Genomic DNA, 22028 nt, shown 5'->3' on the forward strand with positions numbered 1-22028 from the left:
AAGTTAAATTATAGAGGTGATAATCTTCTGAAAATACGCCAGAATTAAAGATGTACCCCCAAAAAGTTTAGGTATTAGTGTTTTTAAATTCGTTAGGACTCATATGTAGCTTTTTTTCAAATTGCTTGAGGAACTGACTATAATTGCCATAGCCCACTTTCTCAGCGATTTCACTATTTTTTAACTTATTTTGTTGAAGTAAATGTACTGCCTCTTTTATTCGGAGGTTATGCAGCTGTTCATTGAAGTTAATTCCGTTCTTCTTGATCAATAATTGTCCCAGATATACCGGGTGCAGGAAAAACACCTCTGATAGCCTCTTAATGGTAAGACATTCGCGAAAATGCTCTTCAATATAATTGTTAATCTCCTGAACAATCCCCTGTGATCTTAGGTTTTGTTCCTTAAGAAGGATATCAATACTGGCCTCGCCGCAGAATAGCAAATTACGCATTAAGTCCGTCAAGGTGATCATTGAGTCTAACATCGCGGGGATTCTAATTTGATTAGATAAGGAGGACTCATGAACTTCACTGGCTTCCGAGGTAAACTCAATAATCTTATACATCATATGAATAACAATTTTCTTCACAACCTCTGGAGCGATGCGCTGTTCCCGGAAACTGCGGGCTGCCGAGTTCACAGCTTGGCTAAAGCCTGCGGAGTCCAGGGTGTTAATCGGTCTTATCAAGTCATCCATCAGTTGAATTTGATCATAATGATAACTGAAGGGACTATCCTTAATCTCTTGATAACTCAGGACCTCTGCATTTTCAGGATAATAAAAATAATACATTAATGCTTCTTTCGCCGTTCGGTAACTGTTCCCGATCTGAAGCAAGGAGCCTACGCCAGCGCCAGCTGCAATATACAAAGCTTGTTTAGGGTGTTCATTCAGCAAGGGAGTTGCGATCTGATCGATCACAGCTCCCTCAGTGGACAATGAATGGTATCCGTATACGATTCCAAAACAATGACTCTCCAGATCCATCAGAAACATCGAATCTTTATCGGTTAGGAGGGCTGAGGCTTGCTCTCTGATCTCTGTATATAAAACCGGCTCTGTCTGTATCAGACAAATATTCCAATGGCTTTTCCCTTCCGATAATCGGTTAAGTACCTCCTGATTCGACTGCTCAGCTTTCTCATGCAGTATTCCTTTCAGGAGAGAAACAGCCTCCTCCGCGGAGGCTATTTGATTTAAACTGCGCTTCTGAGCTTCCTGCTCCAGCTCCTGATAAATCTCCAGTAATTCTTCTGCCGCTTCTTCTGGAAAAACTGGCTTCATCAGATAATGATTAATTCCATAGTGTATAGCTGTCTTGGCATATTCAAACTCACTATAACCACTTAGTATGGCAAACTTAATCTCCTTAATCTCAGCTCGTTGCCAAGCTGCGACCATCTCCAGCCCATTCATTAGCGGCATATTAACATCCGTAATTACAAGATCTGGTTCGAGCTGTTTCATTAACTCCAGCCCCTCTTTGCCATTGCTGGAGGTTCCACATACCTCAAAGCCAAGCTCCTGCCAATCAATCCATAGCTGCATCGCTTCAAGCGCACTAGGCTCATCATCGATCAACAATACTTTGTATTTCATAGGGGGTCCCTCACTTTCTAGCTATTCTTCCGTTCCAGGAGTTTTAATGGAATATCAAAAGTGACAATGGTCCCTTCATCCGGAACGCTGCTGATATCAAAACGGACCTGATCTTCATAATACAATTCTAATCGGCGGTACACGTTGCGGATTCCGATATTCGTTCCCGAAGACGCTTCATTTTGAACATTACCTAATAATTCTTGCAGCTTCTCTGGCTCTATCCCTTTACCGTTATCAGAGACGGTAACTTTTAAGCGTCCCTCCTCCACTAACGTCTTCACTTTTATCACACCAAGTCCCTCTATGGCCTGTAGACCATGTTTGCAGGAATTCTCAACGAGCGGCTGCATGCTTAGCTTGGGAATCTTATATTGAAGCGACTGCTCATCGATCTCAAATTGATAATCAAATTTATCCCGGAACCGGAATTTTTCAATTTTTAAATACATCTCGATGAAAGTCATTTCTTCTTCCAGAGTGACGAGATCTTCTTTCCAGCTCAGCAGCCGTCTAAGTAATTTGGATAAACTCTTAATAATATCTGTAACATCCGAATAATTATTTTTAGTACAGACCACCAAAATGGCATTTAACGTATTAAACAGAAAATGCGGATTCATCTGGCTTTGCAGAAAATTCAGTTCAGCTCTTACTCTTTCCATCTCCAGATTATTTTTTTGAATCTCCAGTTTATATACATCATTGATCAAGGAATTAATGGTAGTGGTCATCCTGTTAAAATTACGGATCAGTCCCCCGATCTCATCCTGGCCTTCATCGATTCGAATCAGCTCAAATTTCTCATTGGATACTTTCTGCATATGTCTGGATAACCGTTTCACCCGATAATTATAGGATCTTAACATCACATATAAAAAAGCGGTGGTGATTAGCGTGACAATGGACGCCAGAATCCCTGCATAAATCCGAATCTCCATTATCGCTTGGGTAATACGCTCACCTTGTGTAATTCCTATTATCCGCCAGCCCTTTATATAACTAGCTCCGCCGACGGGTACAATATGAACGTCCTCCTTGCGCTCATCATCCTGCAGCTTGAACACGGGATAAGGTTCCGCGGTGCCTCTTTGATAGCCGCTTTGTGCAGACATAATAATCTCGTCCTGCTCGTTAACTAAATAAAGACTCAAGTAATCTTTTTCTCTGATAATCACGTCATATATTTTACTGAGATCCAAATCAATTCTAAGCAGCTTTTCAAACTTATTGTATGAGCTGTAAGCGTCCATTCGCTCAATAACACTCAAATAAGGCGCTGTAGAAATCACACTAGAGGTATCACTCATATGATAAGCGGCAAGAAACAGATGTTTATCCGCAGCCTTCGACTGCTTATACCATTCACTATTCATTACCTTTTCATTGATGACCTGATAGTTGCTGCCGGAAACAATGGAATCATTGTTCGTAAATACAGTAATCCGTTCAATCTGATTATTCACCGGCATATAGCTGTTCATGCGGTCTCTCAGCTGTTCATCAAAAGTGTCATAAAATTCAATAGAGTTCCCATACGTCCGCTCAAGCAATTCATACAGGTTCTTATCGGCAGAAAGCGTATAGCTGACAGCTACCCCACCTTCAATGAAATCATGAATGTCCTTTCGGGCTCTTTCTAAAGATATTTCCAGGTTCTGCTGCTCTCTCGATTTGATCAGATCGGAAATCCGATCCAAAAAAACAAGGTTAATAATAATGATAGGGAGAAGAACACCTATGATATAAATAAGGGAAAATTTATAATTCAAGGGAATATCATTCACTACTTTTCTAAATCTGAATTTTTTTCTCTCCATATGAAACACCTTGCTTCCCCTAGAGCTGTTGGTTCTTATTCTCATTTTTATACACGGATGGTACTACCCCTACAAGCAACTTAAACTTATCTATAAAATAATCAGTGTTAGAGAATCCCACCTGCACCGCTATATCCGATATCTTTAGCTGTGTTCGTTTCAGCAGACTTTTCGCCTCTTCAATCCGTTTGGCATTTAGGTATTCACTAAAGCCCTGACCCGTTTGCTTTCTGAACAGTTGTCCCAAATAGGTAGAATTAATATGAAATTGTTGTGCCAAATCCTGAAGCTTTAATTTATTCCGAAATTCACGATCCACATACTGAATAACCTTGTAAATCGTATTTCGTTCATTCTGCTGCTCTAATTCAGACAGATAGACGGCAGCCCGTTCACACAGACTTTGTACATAACGGCTTAATATAAAATAATCACTAAGCTCACCTAGATTTCCGTATTCTTGCTGAAGCTTAATCATAATCGTATCCGGGTCTCCATTCATTTGAGCTATAATTCTACAGATCGTAAGCTCTAAATGGGCCACTTTTGCTTTTACAACTTCAAGGGTCAGCAGATTCTCGACGAAAGCAGTGAACGCTTCTTTTACACAAGGCTGGATCTGTTCCGTATCATTCGTTTGGACCTTATGCAGCAGCTGTCTGAAATGATCCTCATGAGGTTCTTCCTTTTTCAGGTTTCTAAGCTCACTATAATAAAAGACCCCTCTTTTCTGCTGGTGCGTTTTTCGTTTCCATACCTCAAGTGCCTGCCTATAAATCTCTCGAATAGAGCTCACCCCGACCATTCTGCTGCTAAGTGCTAGAAAGACCAGCTCCTGTGATTGTTCAGTGAGATCTGAATGCATCTGGTTGACGATAGTCTCCAGGCTCTCATTGCCGATAGAAGCAGACTGAAGAATGATCCCCGCTCTTCCCGATCCGTCTTGAAAGAAGCAGAAGTGTTCCTCGGAAAAATAATCACTTATCTGCGGTTGGAATGGATTCGTAGAGGAGGCGGGTTCGATAAGAATACACATTAACTCTGCATCCGCTTGAAGCTTCAAGGTGTTTCGGGTTAGAAGCTCTAAATTTTCGTTATACTCCCCTTGGATCAGGCGGTTGATGATATTATTTACGATAAAAAATTGCTTTTTATCAAACTCCTCATTGGAAGCGATTTCATTTTGGATTATTGGAGTGATCCTGCTTAATAAAGCCTCTATTTCTTCATCATCAATGGGTTTTAATAAATATTCATTTACCCGCTGGCGCAATGCCGTACGTGCATACTTGAAATCATCATATCCAGACAAAATCACAAATTTAGGAGGTTTCTCCATCACCTCATTCAACTTTGTAATAAGCTCAAGACCGTTAATTACAGGCATATTAATATCCGTAAGAACCAGTTCCGGTTTATTCTCCTGGATAAGCCTCATCGCATCCGTGCCGTTTTGAGCTTCACCACAAACTTCATAACCGAATTTTCCCCAGTCGATCATCGTCCTTAGCCCCTCAAGAACCCAGGGTTCATCGTCCACGATCAGAACCTTAAGCATGATGTTCGCTCCAATCTTATTAAGATAAGCCCGCGCTTTACACCAAAATATATAGATCATGCTATCATACTTGGATAATGATGTGAATTCATAAATTTTCCTTCTTTTGTTTAAAACAGTACTTTTTTTACTTGAAAAAACATACTAAAAACAGCGTATCCTAAATTTCAGACACACCTTTACAAGGGCCCATCATTCCATTATTATAGTTTACATCGAGTAAACCTTTACACAGTGTAAACTATATGGGAGGGCTATGATATGAGCAGCTTATCTAAGTCTGCTAGATTTCCACTTTTCATTCTGATGTTGAATCTATTTATCGCTTTATTGGGGCAAGGTATGGTCATTCCCATTCTACCTGAATATCTGAAACTGTTTAATGCGTCAGGGGCTGCCGCCGGATATCTTATTGCGGCTTTTGGAGCAGCACAGTTTATTTTTTCACCTATAGGGGGACAGCTCTCGGATAAATGGGGCCGAAAATCAATGATCATTTCCGGAATGTTTTTAACCGTCCTTTCAGATCTGATATTTGCTGTATCTACGACATTGCCCCTACTTTACATCGCTAGATTTATTGGGGGTATAGGTATCGGAATCATGGTCCCTTCCAATATGGCCTATGTCGCTGATATCACCACCCATGAAACCCGTGCAAAAGGTATGGGGTACTTGGGGGCTTCCATGAATTTGGGTATGGTACTTGGTCCAGGGTTAGGCGGGATTATCGCTGGGTTTGGAATACGGGTGCCTTATTTTTTTGCGGGTGGACTTGGGCTTATCGCTACGATACTTTGTTTTTATATGCCAGAGACACTACCAAAGGAAAAACGGAAATCCGTTAACAAACAGGACCCTCGGGAATCCATTCGTAATCAAATCGTAAATTCATTCCGGACGCCCTATTTCCGCTATCTTCTGCTCATTCTGATCATGACATTTGGTCTGATGAATTATGAAACGGTGTACGCCCTTTTTGTGGAACAAAAATACGGTTTTGATGCAACGAAAATCTCAATCATTATTACGGTTGGTGCTATTATAGGCATTATTGTGCAGATCTGGCTGCTTGATCATCTGATTAAGAGACTTGGCGAGATAAAGCTTATACGTATATCATTGGTGATGACCGCTATAACCTTATTGTTGATGATATTCAAGATCAATTTAGGTTATTTATTAGTTGTATCAGGTTTATTTTTTGCTTTTAATGCTTTTTTGCGCCCCACAGTAAGTACATTGATTGCCAATTCAGCTGGCGATCGGCAAGGATATGCTGCCGGATTAAATACAACGTACACCAGTATAGGAAACATACTTGGACCCATTTTAGCGGGATTGATGTTTGACAAACATATTAATATTCCCTATATTTTTGGGGCAATTATCCTGGCATCTGCCTTTTTCATCACCTTACAAAAACCAAAAAAAGAGCAAGAAAGGAGTGTCGCCCATGACTGAGAACTGGCACCAGAATTTAAAAAACAAAAACCGGGAAGAATTAATTGCTGCGGCGAAGGATCTTTTTATGAAGCAAAGCTTTCTCAAAGTTAATATTAAGGATGTCTGCGACGTGGCTGGTGTAAGCCGGGTTACCTTTTATAAGCATTTCCAGTCCATGAACGAACTGATTTTTGAGGTCCAGATGGAAATTCTGGAGAGCATGACCCAATTTGTTAGAAGCGCACCTTCTTCAATTGAAATGAATGGTAAGCAAATGCTTGCTTCGATGCTTAATGCTTGGATTGATTATGCCCGGCAACACCCAGGTTACATCAAATTCATTCTTCTATTCGATTTGCATTTTGAAGCCTATGATTACAGTAAAGAACTCAAAGAAAAGTACAAAGATTTTGTGATGCGGGGAAAAGAACGACATTTCTTAATGGATGCTCTGGAGGCCGGAGTTAAAGATGGATCGTTAAAATTTGATACAGAACCCTTATCCACTGCTCATTTCATCTTCACGTCTATGATGGGTTTATTACAGAAAATGAGCCTGATTTCCAAAGACGATTTCAACAACGAACTTCAGGATATTCAAATTGCTAACCGATTTGTGGACATGTTAGTTCAGTATTTAAGTACAGAAAGTGATGAATCTCCTGCCTTGAAGTAAGGGGATCCATCACATTCTACGTAATAGAGAGGAGTAGTTTAAATGAAATTATTCTTATTTAAGGAGCGGTTAGACTCATGTTTGATTAACCATTCTTTTCTGGCAAGCCCGCCTCCATAGCCACCCAATTCACCATTGCTGTTTATCACTCGATGACATGGAACCAAGATTGAGAGTTGATTGGTACCATTCGCCCTTGCTACAGCGCGGCAAGCAGAGGGATTATTGATTTTCTCTGCAAGCTCCCTATAAGAAGCTGTCTGTCCCAGAGGTATTTTCCGGAGTTCATTCCACACCTTTTGCTGAAAGTCTGAGCCCAGATAACGAACCGGCGTTGTAAATTCCGTAAGTTCACCTGTGAAATACAGCTTCAATTCCTCCTCAATTTGGTGAAGGACGGCTACCTTTTCAGGTAATATAGTTGCATTTAAGCGAGTGCGTAATCTTTTGATTTCATTTTCAAGACCCTTGCGATCCACAAATTCCAGCAGTAAAAGACTCTCTTCATCGGAGATGGCCAGCATGGAACCCAATATCGTTTCTATCCAAGTACAGTACAGCACTTTAATCTGCTTGGAATGATTCGGGACAGTCCCCATCGTTCGTGAAAAGGCATCCCTAAACCCATTGCTCGAATCGTACCCGCTTTCCAGTTGTGCGTTAATGATTGAATCCCCATTCCTAATATGTTTGAATGCCAGTCCTAAACGTCTAGAACGTGCATATTCGATAAAGGTCATCCCGAATTGTTTCTTAAATTGGCGGCGTGCCGTGTTTGCACTAATAGACAGCTCATCAAAATCTTTATCTGTCCATTTTCGTTCCGGATTGCTCTCAATAGCTTCTACAAGCAGCTTTACTTCAGGAGACATTTTTGTTGGATTGGATAACGGCTGACACCTTTTACATGGTCTATATGATGCTAATAAGGCTTCCTTGGCTGTAGCAAAAAACTCACAATTTTCTTTTAATGGCTTTTTAGCGGGACAAGTTGGCCTACACATGATCCCCGTTGTCTTCACTCCTACAAAAAATACGCCCTCATAATTCGAGTTTTTCTCGACCAGCATCTTATAATATTTATTGATATCCTGCTCATTAGTTATCATAGTATGGTTAGCTCATTTCTAAATAAAGTCCTGAGGCGTCAAGCGTTTGCCGGGCATTTTCCTGAAGATTATGTTGTGCCTGAAAGAAACTACGCGGGCCATAGCTAATACGTTTCACGCCAATTTTTTGCAATTCATGATTTGAAAGCATACCGTCCATAACCATGATATTCACAGGCAGTGGCGATTTTTTGACAAATTGTTCAATCAAGCTTGGATCAGCGAGCCCCGGTATAAAAATCCCATCCGCTCCAGCGTCAGCATAAGCATAGGTACGTTCTATAGCTTGATTCACTAGATCCATCGAATGTTCCTTATCCTTGAAAAAAATATCCGTTCTAGCGTTAATAAACACACGCTTTTGCAGTTTGGAGGCTACTTGTTGTATGGTTTTGATCCTACGGCTTTGTTCGCTGGTCTCCCATAGTTCATTGTTAGGATGATTTACAATCTGATCTTCAAAATTGATACCACAGATGTCTAATTGAAATAACTGCTCCATGTTATGCGCTAAAGTATCCTCATCTATAGCATATCCACCTTCGATGTCTACGGTCAATGGAACCGCTACTCGTTCGGCAATCTTTGAAATCATCCAAAGCATAAGCTCAAATGTAAGCTGTTCACCATCCGAATATCCCCACGCTTCCGCCATGGAATAGCTGCTAGTTGCTACCGCCTTTGATCCAGCTTGCTCTATTGCTTTAGCTGAGGCTACATCCCAGCAGTTGTACAGGATCAGTGGATTTTTTTGATCATGCAGCGTTTTAAAATAGTCATAGTTTTTACTGTTCATAAGTGGTCATCTCCATTTAGTTAAGAATAGAACCACTATATATTAGACATCCATTATCGATACCAGAAAAATTAACACCAATCTTTTTTTCCACAAAAAAAACACCGATAGATAATCTAATCCTCTCAGGATCAGATCATACCATCGATGTCAGTTTGCCGATTAAAGTTCTACCTTACGGAGTGATTGTTTTGGTGATGGTTTGGATGACTTATTCCCTGTCCCCATCGGTAGGATTTGTGGAGCTGCGATCCCGATCAGAACTACGATAATCCCGATCCAGCGAAGTAATGATACCTCTTCTTGCAGAACTAACACGGAGGCTACTACAGCTGCCGGTAACTCCGCTGCCCCTAAAATCGCGCCTAGACCTGAACCCAGCTTCGGAACCCCGATCGAAAAGAACAGAACTGGAATTACGATGCCCAACAAACCTAGAGGTAGGCCGTATTTCCAAAGCCCATCGGTAATCGCACCGTCATATAAAAACGAAGGAGAAAAAACAGTCATAATAATAACCATTGCACTAGTGGTCATATACAAGCTTTTATTAACGGCAGGTACCTGCGTAGCTACTCTTCCACTCACAAAAATATAGAAGGCAAACGACACGGCTGACATTAAGCCAAAAACCACACCAGTGGTCGTGATTCCACCTACACTCGGCTCAAGGATGCCCCCCGCTAATACCGTACCAATTAGAAGGATAACCATCGAAATCACTTTTTCCCGACTAGGAAGTTTTCGATCTACAACCGCCTCCAGAATTACACCGATCCAAGTAAATTGGAATAACAGTACAATCGCAATCGAAGCAGGCAATTGTTCAACGGCGAAGCCATAAAATATGCCAGTTAAACTGATAGTGATCCCAGCGGCTAATAATTTCCCGCCTGTTTTTAGCCCTAATTTCTTTCGAGAAAATAATAAGACCAGCAAGAGCAGCATACACCATCCAAAAAAGTATTGTGATCCTACCAATTGTTTCATTCTAAAGCCATCGTTCATTCCAAGCTTGACGATCGTAGAGAGTGAGCCATAACTACAAGCACCTAAAAAAACTAGTAAAGCATATTTGAATAACTTCATATTCATCGTAAACCTCTTCCCTTTCTCTTGAGCAAGCTCATTAACATAATAAAGCCCCTTGTCATCGAAATGACAAGGGGCGATTGAAACCAAAGAATACATCTTTGACAAAATTCCGCCACTCCATCCACTGGATAGAGTTTGGTTTATTTACTTATAACAACTCCAATCATAATATGATAAATCACACAGGGTGTCAACTTGAAATTTAAGGATTTAGCTGGAACAATCGATAGACAATAACAGCTGCCTGAGCACGAGTTGTATTGGCTTTAGGTGCAAAGTTATCTTTGCCTACACCTTGAATAATCTTTGCTCCGCTCATGAATTGTACAGCCTCACGAGCGTAGGCTGAAACATCAGCGGCATCATTGAAATTCACTGGCTGGTCCACTTCCACGACCGTAAGCTTAGCGAGCTGTGCTGCACGATAAGCCATCAACGCCATTTCCTCACGGCTAATCGTTTCATTAGCACCGAAGGTTCCATCGGATCTGCCCTGAATAATTCCTAGCTGCTGAGCAGCAGCAACGGAGCTGTAGTACCAAGCATCCAGCGAAACATCCTTAAATGTACTTGCCGCACTACCTTCCTCCAGCTCTAGTGCAAGCATCAGCATCTTCAGGAACTGCGCCCGAGTTACATTCAGCTGTGGCCCGAAGTTATGATCTCCGGTGCCATTCAGAATATCTCTGGCGGCAAGGGCTTGAATGCTATTTTGTGCCCAGCCTAGTCCAGCGATATCCTTAAAGGAATTTTCCGCATATCCTACTGCGAATCTGCTGGAATTGTCTGGTCTGAAGATGATCTTGCCAGTTGTCGGATTAAACTGGGAGTTTCTAACCACCTCTACAGTCCCGTCTTCACGGATTTGGTAGGCTACTATTTGTTCTACACCTGAAGTTGTCTTTGGTTTGTAATCCCGTTCAACCTTCAGTCCACGCCCAAAGCTGTCAAACTGTTTGCCATCAACAAAGAACTTAAACTCATAAATATCCCCGACATCCGTCTGAAGCGACAGTGTCTTCGCGTCAACTTTGCCAACTACAAGCTTAACGCTTGCGGCGTCAGATCCTGCCATCGCAAGAAGCAGGTCAGCATTTATTCGGAACGTAGACAATCCCATGTCTATTTCCAAAAGATGAATTGCTTTTGCTCCCGCTCCAGCCAACTCACGAGCTGGCAAGGTCAGTTCAACCACCGAGCTGGCAGAGGATGGCTTCACTGTGATTCTCAATACTCCATTCTGCATTGAGCCAATTGCTTGTTGCAGAATCGTCGAGGATACCTCTGCAATAGCTTTACCATTCACATCCGCTGTCACGGAAAGAGTAACTCCATCTGCGTTCACAGTTGGTTCCGGTTGTTTCACTGGTTTGACTGTCGTTGAAGATGAAGTACCGCCCGATTCTGAAACCTGCGATTCTGCCTTAATCTCAATGGACATCGTACCTACAACACCGGAGTCATCTTTAGCTGTCGCTCTCACCGTTACTTTGCCTGCTGCAATTGCAGTGAGCAAGCCGGTATCCGTAATAGTTGCTCGCTCAGTAGCTGATCCATCCTCATTCACTACTGACCAGGTCACTGCTGGATCGGATGCATGGTCCGGCAGGATTACAGCTGCCATTTGCAGGGTTTGCCCTGACTTGATTTCGCTCACATTATCTTTGGAGGAGACTTTTATCTCCATGACGGATATAGGAATGACATGAACAACCGATTGTGCCTCATGCAGGATGTCAAAATCAACATCTGTGTTGGATCCTCGGAAAGAAATAAATCCAAGCGGCACGGCGATTTCACGATTTGTCTTCTTCGCTTTGAAGATGATTTCTAAGAATTCCGCATCATCGGTCAGGATATTTCCTGCCTCCGTTCCAGCTACACTAACTGTTATTAGACCTGGACTGTCCTCATTAATATGAGTGATGCTGAATCCGTCTGGCAAGGTCTGAGCGGATATGAATTCCACACCAGATACGTCATATGCCATGGTAAAGTCTACAGCATACACTTCCTTGTAGACGGAGGTAGTAACATTTGTAAGCCCTACACGGTAAGTGAAATCCTGTCCTGCCACCACTGTGACCGGTCCGTTCAGCGTTGCAGCGGGCAGATTACGGGCAATCTCATCTTGTCCGCTGATATTAATCTCTAGGCTTCCGGATACTCCACTTCCATCTAGAGCTCGCGCAGTTACTTGTACGCTACCGTTCTTTCTAGCTGTCAGCAAGCCCTTCTCATTAATAACCGCTTTATCCGTAGAGGTTATCCCATCTGCTTCAGTTACCGTCCAGATAACTTTAGGATTCGTCGCATTCTCTGGAAGCACAGAGGCTTGCAGCTGCAAGGCACCGCCCTTCGACTCAATGCTGCTAATTCCATCTTTACCCGTTACAGTAATTGAAGAGACTTGTACCGCAGGTATCTGCTCTTGATCCACTAAGATCTTGGATTGCTGTGGATTCCAGCCATCACTTCCACCAAGCACAGCTTCAATCGTATAGGCAGCTGCCTCTTCTGCTGTTAATTGTTTGGACCAGCTGTAACGTGAAGCTGCATTAGCCCCCTCTCCGTAACTTAAAAACTCAGAGAACCGTGCAGTTTTGGAACGACCTTCATACCATTCATGCCAGCCAGTAGCACGAATATGAGCTCCCATCTCCGTGTTAATGAAGGTAGAGCTGCCATATTCTCTCCATGGCCGGCCCAAATCAACGGTTCCAGCAGCAACGCCCTCACTGGCAGTTAGTCGATTATTGATGAACACATAACCAGGCTTACCCGTTGCCGTGGAAGGCGCAGTAACATAGCCAGCACCCGCACTTTGAATCACATTATTCTCGAATACAGCAGCGGAATTACCAAAGATAAAGTCCACTGTACCTTCAATATGGCTATCGACGAAATAAGCTCTTCCCTTGTCTGCGAACAGGGTATCCTGATATCCAAGAAGTTTAACATTTCTGTACACTCCCCGGTCTCCTTCAGCATATAAAGCGACTGCCTGACCGGCATCCCGCCCAGCACTGTTCTCAACCGTCATGTTCTCCAGTGTGAAATCAGTTGCCGCAACCTTTAATGTATAGCTGCCGCTGGTGCCCATTTCTTTACCATCTGAGCCAATGGTTTTCGCGGAGTCACCGTTAATAAGTACGGTACCTTCCCGGCTCTCACCGATGATACTAATATTCATCTTACTAGAAGGTACAAGCACCTTCTCCTTATACGTGCCGTTCTTCACTTTAATAATCGTGGTTAGGGCACTATTATCAGGTGCTGCTTGAATAGCGTCATTAATCGTTTTATAATCTCCTGTCCCATTCTGAGCAACAATAATGACAGGAGCTGGAATTCCCTTGACCACCTCGGATGGAAGACTGGCACCCTTATCACCGATGGCGATTACCGCATATTGATAGGCAGTCCCGTTGCTCAAGCCTTTATCGGTATAATCTGTTGCTTCGATGCCGTCGGCCACGACCGCATAGCTGCCACCGCTCTCCGAGCGTAGAATTTGATAGCTGCTAGCTCCATCAGCTACATTCCAAGTCAGATGGATATCCGTGTTGCCAGGCTCAACGCTAACTCCTTGTGGAGCCTGCGGCTGGCCGGAATTCTTGTATGGAACCGCTGGGGTAGCAGCTGAATCTAGACTACTACGGGTACCGCTTATTGCTTTGACTTTGTAATAATACGGTGTTCCGTTTACGAGCCCAGCATCAGTAAAGCTTGTGTCTGATAAATCAGACCCGAGCACTTCATAAGGACCATTCGCCGATGAGGCACGTTTGACAATGTACTGGCTCGCCTCCTCAATCGCTGGCCAGCTTAGTTTCATTACACTGTCACCAGCTTCCGTGGAAACGACAGGTGTTCCCAAAGGAGATTGCGGAGTAGCTTCAACAGGCGCTGATTCTTTTCCCTCCCCGGCCACATTTGTTGCAGCTACGACGTAACGGTAGGTTTGCCCGTTGGCCAAACCTCCGACGCGGTAAGTTGTGCCGGTGATTTCTTTTGCCACGAGTTCATAGCTACCTGAAGTCTCATTCCACTTCTTGATGCTGTAGCTGGCTGCATTCTCCACAGCTTTCCAACTGAGATCCAGTTGTGCATTCCGACTTACAGCCGCAAACGATTCTGGCGCAGGCAATTTCACCGCCAAAGCGGATGGGGTAATACTAATTTCATTGGAATTTCCCGATTCACCAGTGGGCGCCGTCGCCGAGATAACATAATAATAGGTAGTTTCGTTGGTAACTTCATTATCAATATATGATGTCTCTGTAATAGCATTGGCAATAGTCTCATAAGGCCCCCCGCTCTTAAGACTTCTCTTAACATTGTAGGAAGTTGCGCCTTCAAGAGCAGGCCATGATAGCTGGGCTGCTTGGTTTCCTGGAAGCCCAGTCAGTCCAAGCGGTGTTTCAATGGGCTCAACATAGATCTTTAAATTGTCTAAGTAATAATTTCCTGAGCCGCCGCCCGGTGTCTTGGACAAGATACGCCCAATGCCGTAGCTGGCGAAATTCGTGGTTGTGAACGGAAAAGAGCCAGCAGGCTGATCATCGATATATACATCCACTTTATCGTTGTTCACATCCACCTTTAGCTTCAGGTTGTACCATTGTTTTAGGGAATAAGAGCTCATCAGTTGATGATACTGGCTGCTCCCCCTGCTCATGGTTAGCGTATATTTACCTGTAGCTTCAGGAAGCGTTGGCTTTCTGCTCTCAATGGAGAATGCCGTTTTGCTTCCATCTGTACTCTGGGCCTGCAGGAACACCGAGGTTCCCGATTCTGTCGCAAACATAAAGTCAGTGTCAATAACCAGTGCACCTGTAATTGGCGCAAATTTACGGATAAACTGCACGCTGCCGTTCGCACCATCGAACACATTCAACACTTGATCTGACGTATTCCCTTTACTGTCAGACGGTGTGGGAGATACAATAACCTTTTGAATTTCAGTCTGTGGATTTGGAGTTACATCGTAATACTCTGGTGTCACACCTACAGCAACCTGCTCGAAGTCTTCATCCACATAATAGACATTACCTGCTTCACCTTCAGCTGTAGCGCTGGCCTCATCGGAATCAAAGCTTTCACCAAGCTCATTCACCGCGCTGACCACGTAATAATAAGTTTTTCCGGAGCTGAGTCCGGAATCAGTATACAAGCTATCTTTAATTTCAGTATTAATCGTTTTGTAGGGACCGCCGGAAACCTCGCTACGTTTAACACTATACGACTTGGCAGAAGCAACGTCCTCCCAATTCAACTTCACTTTCTCTTCACCGGCTGTGGCTGTAAGTCCACGGGGTGCGGCAGGAAACTGATCACTAAGCGGTTTCAGCTCCACCTCACTGAAGACAGACGCATTATAACGATTAACCTCGTTATCTACCTTAGCAGCATCGGCTGCAAGACCAAAATAAACCGTATCATTCAGGTCAAGCTTCACCGTGCCTACCTTGCTCCATGTTACTTTATCCGGCGATACCAGACCTGTCACTTCGTTACCAAGACGAACCAGCTTCACCCAATAAGGTGTATTGATGAAACTGTCCGGTTCTGTTTTTACCACCTTGGCTCCTGTGGTGGAGCGGGTAATCATAACTCCCTTCTTGCCATATTTGACATAAGGGATTGCCAGCATCGTCATTTTAGAATTGTCATTGAGATTATCACGAATCATGACACCTGCTTTGGCATAATCGTCAGTTCCCGTTACGGAGTCGATTCTAGCAATAATTTCACCATTGCCTGTCAGGGTTTGATAAGCAAACTGAAAGTTATCAACAGCAGTTTCGCTCTCTGATGTAGCTCCGATAAGTCCAGCCGATTTGAGCGTAATTTTCCCGCTATCTGGATGAAGTGTAGTCACTCCCGTTATCCCTGGACGACCAACATCCACTGAAGTCCACGGAAGAACGGATCCAGAGGTGTTGACATGTATAGCTACGTTATCGGATTGTGTCTTGAGCCCTTTATTGTCTATAGCCTGAACAACAAGATAATAGGTACCATCCTGCACATTGTTCCAATTGAAACTATAAGGTGCTGTGGTAGCTTCGTCTTGCTTCACACCATTAACGATAAATTCCACCTTAGCAATACCATCGCTATCACTGGCAGAAGCTGTAACATTCACCTCGCTGCCTGACTCTATGATTTGGTTATTCACAGGATAATTGATAGCGGTTACAGGATTGTCCGTATGCTCATACCCTGATTTCCCTAACACAATGAGATCATTCAGATACACTTCTAAATTTGTATATCCCTCCGAAGATAACGTCGACTTCTTGCCATCCTCAGGATCGGTAGGATCTAGTCCATTAGCAATCTCCCAGCTATCATCCATACCGTCATGATCCATGTCGATTACATTGGAAGCTGTCTCTGTATAGTCTGGGTAACCGCCTATTTCAATAGGTGAATTAATATGCTGTCCAGTGCGATTCTTCACATCATTAATGACACGCGCATCGTAAGCATCACGTCTTGGCAAAGTGGCACCAGCATCAGCCATTACATTTGCGTAGGCTTCCTCCGCCGACACTGCCGTATATGGGTTAGGCATCTTTGCCGGCTCCGCAAGCTTAGAGATATTCGAATACTTTTGCACACCCTTCCAGTTGTCTTCGGTAACCTTCGGATTACCATCCATGATGTTCCCATCTATAAACAACCGGGTTTCTGGAGACACTTCCCCAAACAATTGATTTTTTACACTGGTGTAGGTGTTTGGACCATTTTTATAATAATTGTTAGTGATATTATATCGATAATCTTCTGCTCCCCCACCATAGGTCGAAGCGAATCCCCAGTTATAGATAACGTTATTAGACATTTCCGTCAGATCCACCAATTTGGTCAACGTCGGCAAACGGGGGTTGCGGCTGGTGCTATGAGCAATCAGATTGTGAAGGAAACTGGCATTTTTCCCACCCCAGATTCCTCCGTAGCCGTGACGTCCCTTCTGGTGAGTCGTCATCAGCATACTTTCAGCGGATATCGACCATTGTACGGTAGTATTCTCGTTGTCATACAGACTGACCACTTCATCCACCGACCAGCTGAATGAGCTATGATCGATAATGAGATCCTTATGGTACCTTGATCCAAAAGCATCATCTTCACTAGCTACCCGGTCGCCTAACCGGAAACGCATATAGCGCATAATAATATTGTCAGCTTCAACAGAGGTTGTGTAGTCGGCAATTGTAATTCCGTCACCTGGAGCCGTTTGCCCGGCAATCGTCAGATTTGAGCCGGTAATCTTGAGGGATTCCTTCAGATGGATGGTTCCCCCCACTCGAAAAACAATGGTCCGATTACTTTGACTTACCGCATCGCGGAAGGAGCCGGGGATCGGAGTTTCCTTGATACCATAATCAGCCAACGTCGTCACTTCATACACAGGTTGAGCTCTTCCGCCGGTTACATATTTGCCGCCGCCTTCCGCACCCGGAAAGGCAGGAAGCGCTTCCAAAGAAGCGGCCTCGACACCACCAAATGGCATACATGTTGCAAGAAGACTCGCGACCAGCGCCCCAGATAACCATTTTTTCTTCATACAAGACCTCCTAATATCTATTGGAATAAGAAGGGGGCCCTGTCCTCAGAGCAACCCCTTCCTTAGTAAAGCCGTGTGTATTATTCCTTGCCCTGATAACGGAAATATGCGAAATCAGCACTGCTGCCACCGAACTGCTGCATATCATGCGCCGCAATGCCAACAAAGTTCCCAGTGAAGCCTCCCGATAAAAAGCTGATATTCTGCGGATCGCCAAGTGGCTTCCACTCCGTATCGTCACCCTTAAGATAAACAAATTGCCCAGTCACTTCCTGCACCTCAACCGCGATCCGCAGTGTCTCCCCTGCATTTAGTTCAATCATTACAGGCTCCGCAGTGAATTCATCCCGCTGACAGCGCATTAACCGCAGCACCTTGCCACGTCCTTCTTCATGGCTGATATACGCATAAAGATAGTTATCTTCATTCAGGTATAACAGTAGTCCTGCCATCTGCAGATAAGTATTCGGTTCATATTCAAGCGCTGTTTCGGCGCGGAAGCTTATATCCGTCTGGCGAATAGCCAGAATATGATGCTCAAACAGACTCTGCACGGATTCCCCGGCCCTGATTCTTAACCAGCCCGGTCTTTCAGCAAGGGAACACCAGCTTTCATTCCTAGGAATCCGCAGTGTATTCCAGTTCTTTTTCAATTCCGGGCCGTTAAAATCATCCTCGAATTCAAGCGTCCGCACTTGTTTCAGGACCTTCGTTCCTTTAGGTGCTGGTACCTTGAGCTGTGGCGCATTTCCGCCTGAGGTTAGTCTTAACCAGCCCTCCTCATTCCAGTGCACCTGCTGAACGGCAGTCTCTCTCCCCAGTATGGCGTATTCGCCTTCCAGGGGGCGGGTACACAAATGGGCCATATACCATTCACCTTCTGGTGTCTCTACCAGACTTCCATGGCCGGCACATTGAAGCGGCAGCTCGGGATTATCCCGTGAGGTCAACATCGGATTGAGCGGATCCACCTCATACGGACCCAGCAGCGCCTTGGAGCGCGCTACGGTTACGGCATGCCCCGATCCAGTGCCACCTTCTGCCGTAATTAAGTAGTAATAACCTCCCCGCTTGTAAATATGCGGCGCTTCCGTCTTCTTCAGCGGCGTGCAATCAAAGATTTTCACAGGTTCACCTATTAATTGGCATTGCTCTGGATCGTACTCCTGAATTACAATTCCGCAGGACTTGTTGCCTTCCGTAATCCGGTAATCCCACAGCTCATTCAGCAGCCATTTGCGCCCATCCTCATCATGGTACAGAGATGGATCAAACCCGCTGCTATTCAGGTATACCGGGTCAGACCAAGGTCCCTCAATATCCTCCGCAGTGATCAGATAGTTATGACAATCTTTAAAAGGCCTTTTAGTGCTCTTAACATCGGTATAAATCAGATAAAACAAACCGTCATAATAGCTAAGCTGTGGAGCCCAGATACTGCAATTTTTCGGATTTCCCCGCAGATCCACCTGATGAGTCAGAATATCTGTGCAATGCTCCCAGTCTGCTAAGTCCGCTGATTGATACACCCTTACACCGGGCAGCCATTCAAAAGAAGAAACAGCAATATAATACATCTCCCCCGCTCTTACAATACAAGGGTCAGGATTGAAGCCTTTTAATATGGGATTGTGAATAATTCCAGTCTGAATATTATCTGTAATCATCTTCATACTCCTTCCTATTTCCATACATCCGCACCCTTCACCCTAAGCAAATCTGCAGTCTATCCTGTTCAATTATCAGTCTGTCTGCTCACTTAGATCTTCCTGTGACGGGATAACGGTCACCTGCTGTACTAATTCTTCCACTTTACGGGTGTTTCTCGATTGGCAACCGGTGATATCTACCGTTTCTCCATTTTCAATATAAAAAGCCGGTCCCTCATGATTCTCGATCGTCACTTGGCGGAAGCGGATATCTCTTACGTTGCCAAGATAGAACCCACGGTTGTTCATATCCTGGATTCCTGACATCATGGCTGGACGACCAGGGATTGCATTCTCTGCCATGGAAATATCAATATCGGAAAAGGTAATTTCTGAAATGTATTGCTCCGCAAGGCCGTAAAGAAAACCTGCAGCAGCGTGAACATTCCGAGCAGTAATATTAGCAAAATGAATCCGTCGGAAGCAGGGGGTCTCCTCCGTCACCGGATAAGGATTCTTGTCCCATACGTATTTGTCCTTACCACGTGGTCCGCAGAAATAATAAAGATTAAGAATAAACGGACAGATCACGTCCTCCATCACGATATTACTGACACGAATATCTTCGACAACACCTCCGCGCCCGCGTCTGGACTTCAGCCGAATTCCGCGGTCTGTCTGCTTGAACACGCAATTGCTGATCACGATATTACGGATATCTCCGCTCATTTCGCTTCCCAGCACCACACCGCCGTGACCATGAATCATCGTGCAGTTAGTTATCGTGATATTCTCACACGCAACCCGCTCCTTCGTATCCTCCGTCCCTGCTTTAATGGCGATGCAGTCATCACCCACATCGATATTGCAGTTGCTGATGCGGACATTCACACAGGATTCTGGGTCAATGCCGTCTGTATTAGGCGAATCCGCCGGATTATAGATCGACAGATTATCAATCGTAACATCCTGGCAACAAATAGGATTCACAGTCCAGCTTGGGGAGTTTACGAGTGTCAGATCTCTGAGCGTAACTCTACGGCAGTTGTCGAAGCTGATAAGCTTCGGGCGGGGATACAGCAGTGAATCAGGAGAATTCCGATGTTTATCCCACCAAGGTGCGCCCCTTCCATCCAGCTTGCCTGCACCTGTAACCGATACATTCTCTAGATTTATTCCAAAAATACATGAAGCATGGACGTTCTGTTTCACGCCCTCCCAGCGGGAACTCACCACCGGATAATCGTTAGGATCAGAGCTGAAGCTAAGCTCAGCTCCAGGACTAAGCTGTAGCTCAATATTGCTTTTCATGAAGATAGCGCCTGTCTGATAGTGCCCGGAAGGAACATAAACTGTTCCTCCCCCTGCCTCGCTTGCCGCATGAATGGCACGGGCTATCGCTTCCGTTGAAGGCTCTGCACTATTAGGATGTGCTCCGTAGTCATTTATATTGTAGATAGACATGCGCTTCACTCGCTCCCTTTCGTCACGGCAGGACGCTGCAAATATTCATATTCTCCGCAAGCCAGGAGGAATGCGCCAAGCCCCTTCTGATCATTGGTAACAATCGGTTCACTGATATAATAGGTGTAAGTACCATCTCTCCGGTCTTCACCACCGAGTCCAGCGACCTGGCAGTTTTTATTCAGGTTAACCCAGCCATTTTTGGTTTCCAGCACAAATTCAGTAATAAGGCCTTGATAAGCACGGTCAAGTGTCTCGAACCAACTAGCATCCAGTACACCAATCCGAATGCCCTTAGCCATTGCATAGGTGATCATACTTGAGGCAGAAGCCTCCAAATAATTGCCTTTACGGCCGCCCATGTTTACAACCTGATACCAGACTCCGGCATCAGCATCCTGAACCTGACGAAGCGCTGTCAGCGTATCTGTCAGAATACGTGCCAAGATCTCGTAATCCGCGTGTTCCTTAGGGAGCATGCCGAGTACATCCACTAGCGCCATCACATACCAGCCCAGCGAACGCCCCCAAAAGTTCGGAGACAACCCCGTTTCAGGATCGCACCACGGCTGTACCCGCTTTTCATCCCATGCGTGAAACAGGAGACCCGTCTCAGTATCCTTGGTATGACGCTCGCACAGAATAAATTGCCGGGTCACATCGTCCAGACCCTTGCCGCCTTCATACTCAAGTAAATACTCCAGATAGAAAGGAGAGCCCATATACAAGCCATCCAGCCAAATCTGATAAGGATATACATTCTTATGCCAAAACGCACCTTCTGAGGTTCGAGGATGCGTTGTTATCTGCTTTCTTAATAAATCTGCAGCCATTTTATATTTCGCTAACCCAGTTTCTTTATGGAGCACAAATAGGATCTTTCCATTATTTAAGTGATCAATATTATGTTCGCTCAGGCGATATCCCTTCACAGAGCCGTCTTCCTCAATAAAATAATCCATATTATCTTTGATGAATTGATAATATTTAACCTGCCCGGTCTGTCTCCACAGCAGCTCAAAACCCTTCAAGATGACTCCATAATCATAAGACCATTTTCCATGATATCCGTTATCCTCATATAATCTTGGCGTTCGCTCCATAATCGAATCTGCCATTCGAACACCCCAGCCCATACTCCTTAGTGCATTGTTGTCTTTCATTTTTTCCTCCTGTTTGAATAGATATGGTCCTAAACGCAGCCTCCCCATTTAGGACCCATCTACTATTTTC

12 protein-coding genes are annotated in these 22028 nt (G+C 44.3%); 2 read left to right on the forward strand and 10 right to left on the reverse strand.

The window, feature by feature from the left end; all coding sequences use genetic code 11:
• Positions 1–67: 67 nt before the first annotated feature.
• From NYE35_RS26635 to NYE35_RS26645, 3 genes are read right to left on the reverse strand one after another with little or no spacing between them, the layout of a single operon-like run.
• Positions 68–1603, reverse strand: a complete 1536-nt coding sequence (locus NYE35_RS26635) for a response regulator transcription factor (protein ID WP_076104888.1) — start codon at positions 1601–1603, stop codon at positions 68–70.
• A gap of 17 nt (positions 1604–1620) precedes the next feature.
• Positions 1621–3423, reverse strand: coding sequence for a sensor histidine kinase (locus tag NYE35_RS26640; protein WP_036685623.1), 1803 nt, complete (start codon positions 3421–3423; stop codon positions 1621–1623).
• A 19-nt stretch (positions 3424–3442) separates the two neighbouring features.
• Positions 3443–4981 carry a response regulator gene (locus tag NYE35_RS26645; RefSeq protein WP_076104887.1) on the reverse strand — a complete coding sequence of 513 codons (1539 nt, stop codon included), beginning with the start codon at positions 4979–4981 and terminating at the stop codon, positions 3443–3445.
• A gap of 261 nt (positions 4982–5242) precedes the next feature.
• On the opposite strand from NYE35_RS26645, the gene NYE35_RS26650 reads away from it, so the two are divergent.
• Together NYE35_RS26650 and NYE35_RS26655 are read left to right on the forward strand one after the other, a co-directional pair.
• Positions 5243–6445 (forward strand): MFS transporter, encoded by a 1203-nt coding sequence (locus NYE35_RS26650; RefSeq protein ID WP_076104886.1) that lies wholly within the window; start codon positions 5243–5245, stop codon positions 6443–6445.
• Complete coding sequence (locus NYE35_RS26655; RefSeq protein ID WP_076104885.1) at positions 6438–7103, forward strand: TetR/AcrR family transcriptional regulator; 666 nt, start codon at positions 6438–6440, stop codon at positions 7101–7103. Before NYE35_RS26650 ends, NYE35_RS26655 begins: the two co-directional genes overlap by 8 nt.
• Before the next feature lie 38 nt (positions 7104–7141).
• Here the strand turns inward: NYE35_RS26655 and NYE35_RS26660 are convergent, their stop codons facing one another.
• The 7 genes from NYE35_RS26660 to NYE35_RS26690 form a co-directional block, all read right to left on the reverse strand.
• Positions 7142–8212 (reverse strand): bifunctional transcriptional activator/DNA repair enzyme AdaA, encoded by a 1071-nt coding sequence (locus tag NYE35_RS26660; protein ID WP_076104884.1) that lies wholly within the window; start codon positions 8210–8212, stop codon positions 7142–7144.
• A 7-nt stretch (positions 8213–8219) separates the two neighbouring features.
• A complete protein-coding gene (locus tag NYE35_RS26665) occupies positions 8220–9008 on the reverse strand; it encodes an isocitrate lyase/PEP mutase family protein (RefSeq protein ID WP_076104883.1) in 789 nt (262 codons plus the stop codon).
• Between the two features lie 162 nt (positions 9009–9170).
• Positions 9171–10097, reverse strand: coding sequence for an EamA family transporter (locus NYE35_RS26670; protein ID WP_081386569.1), 927 nt, complete (start codon positions 10095–10097; stop codon positions 9171–9173).
• 208 nt (positions 10098–10305) lie between these two features.
• On the reverse strand, positions 10306–17682 hold the full coding sequence (locus NYE35_RS26675; RefSeq protein ID WP_094901821.1) for a pectinesterase family protein: 7377 nt from the start codon (positions 17680–17682) through the stop codon (positions 10306–10308).
• Positions 17683–17762: 80 nt separating this feature from the next.
• Entirely contained in the window at positions 17763–19349 is a 1587-nt protein-coding gene (locus NYE35_RS26680) for a glycoside hydrolase family 43 protein (protein WP_076213695.1), read from the reverse strand.
• A 75-nt stretch (positions 19350–19424) separates the two neighbouring features.
• Positions 19425–20795: a glycoside hydrolase family 28 protein gene (locus NYE35_RS26685; RefSeq protein WP_076098811.1), complete on the reverse strand. Its 1371-nt coding sequence runs from the start codon at positions 20793–20795 to the stop codon at positions 19425–19427.
• A 5-nt stretch (positions 20796–20800) separates the two neighbouring features.
• A complete protein-coding gene (locus NYE35_RS26690; protein WP_076104879.1) occupies positions 20801–21958 on the reverse strand; it encodes a glycoside hydrolase family 88/105 protein in 1158 nt (385 codons plus the stop codon).
• Positions 21959–22028 lie beyond the last annotated feature (70 nt).

Source organism: Paenibacillus sp. FSL L8-0494 (assembly GCF_038003695.1).
In the GTDB taxonomy this organism is placed as follows: domain Bacteria; phylum Bacillota; class Bacilli; order Paenibacillales; family Paenibacillaceae; genus Paenibacillus_AQ; species Paenibacillus_AQ odorifer.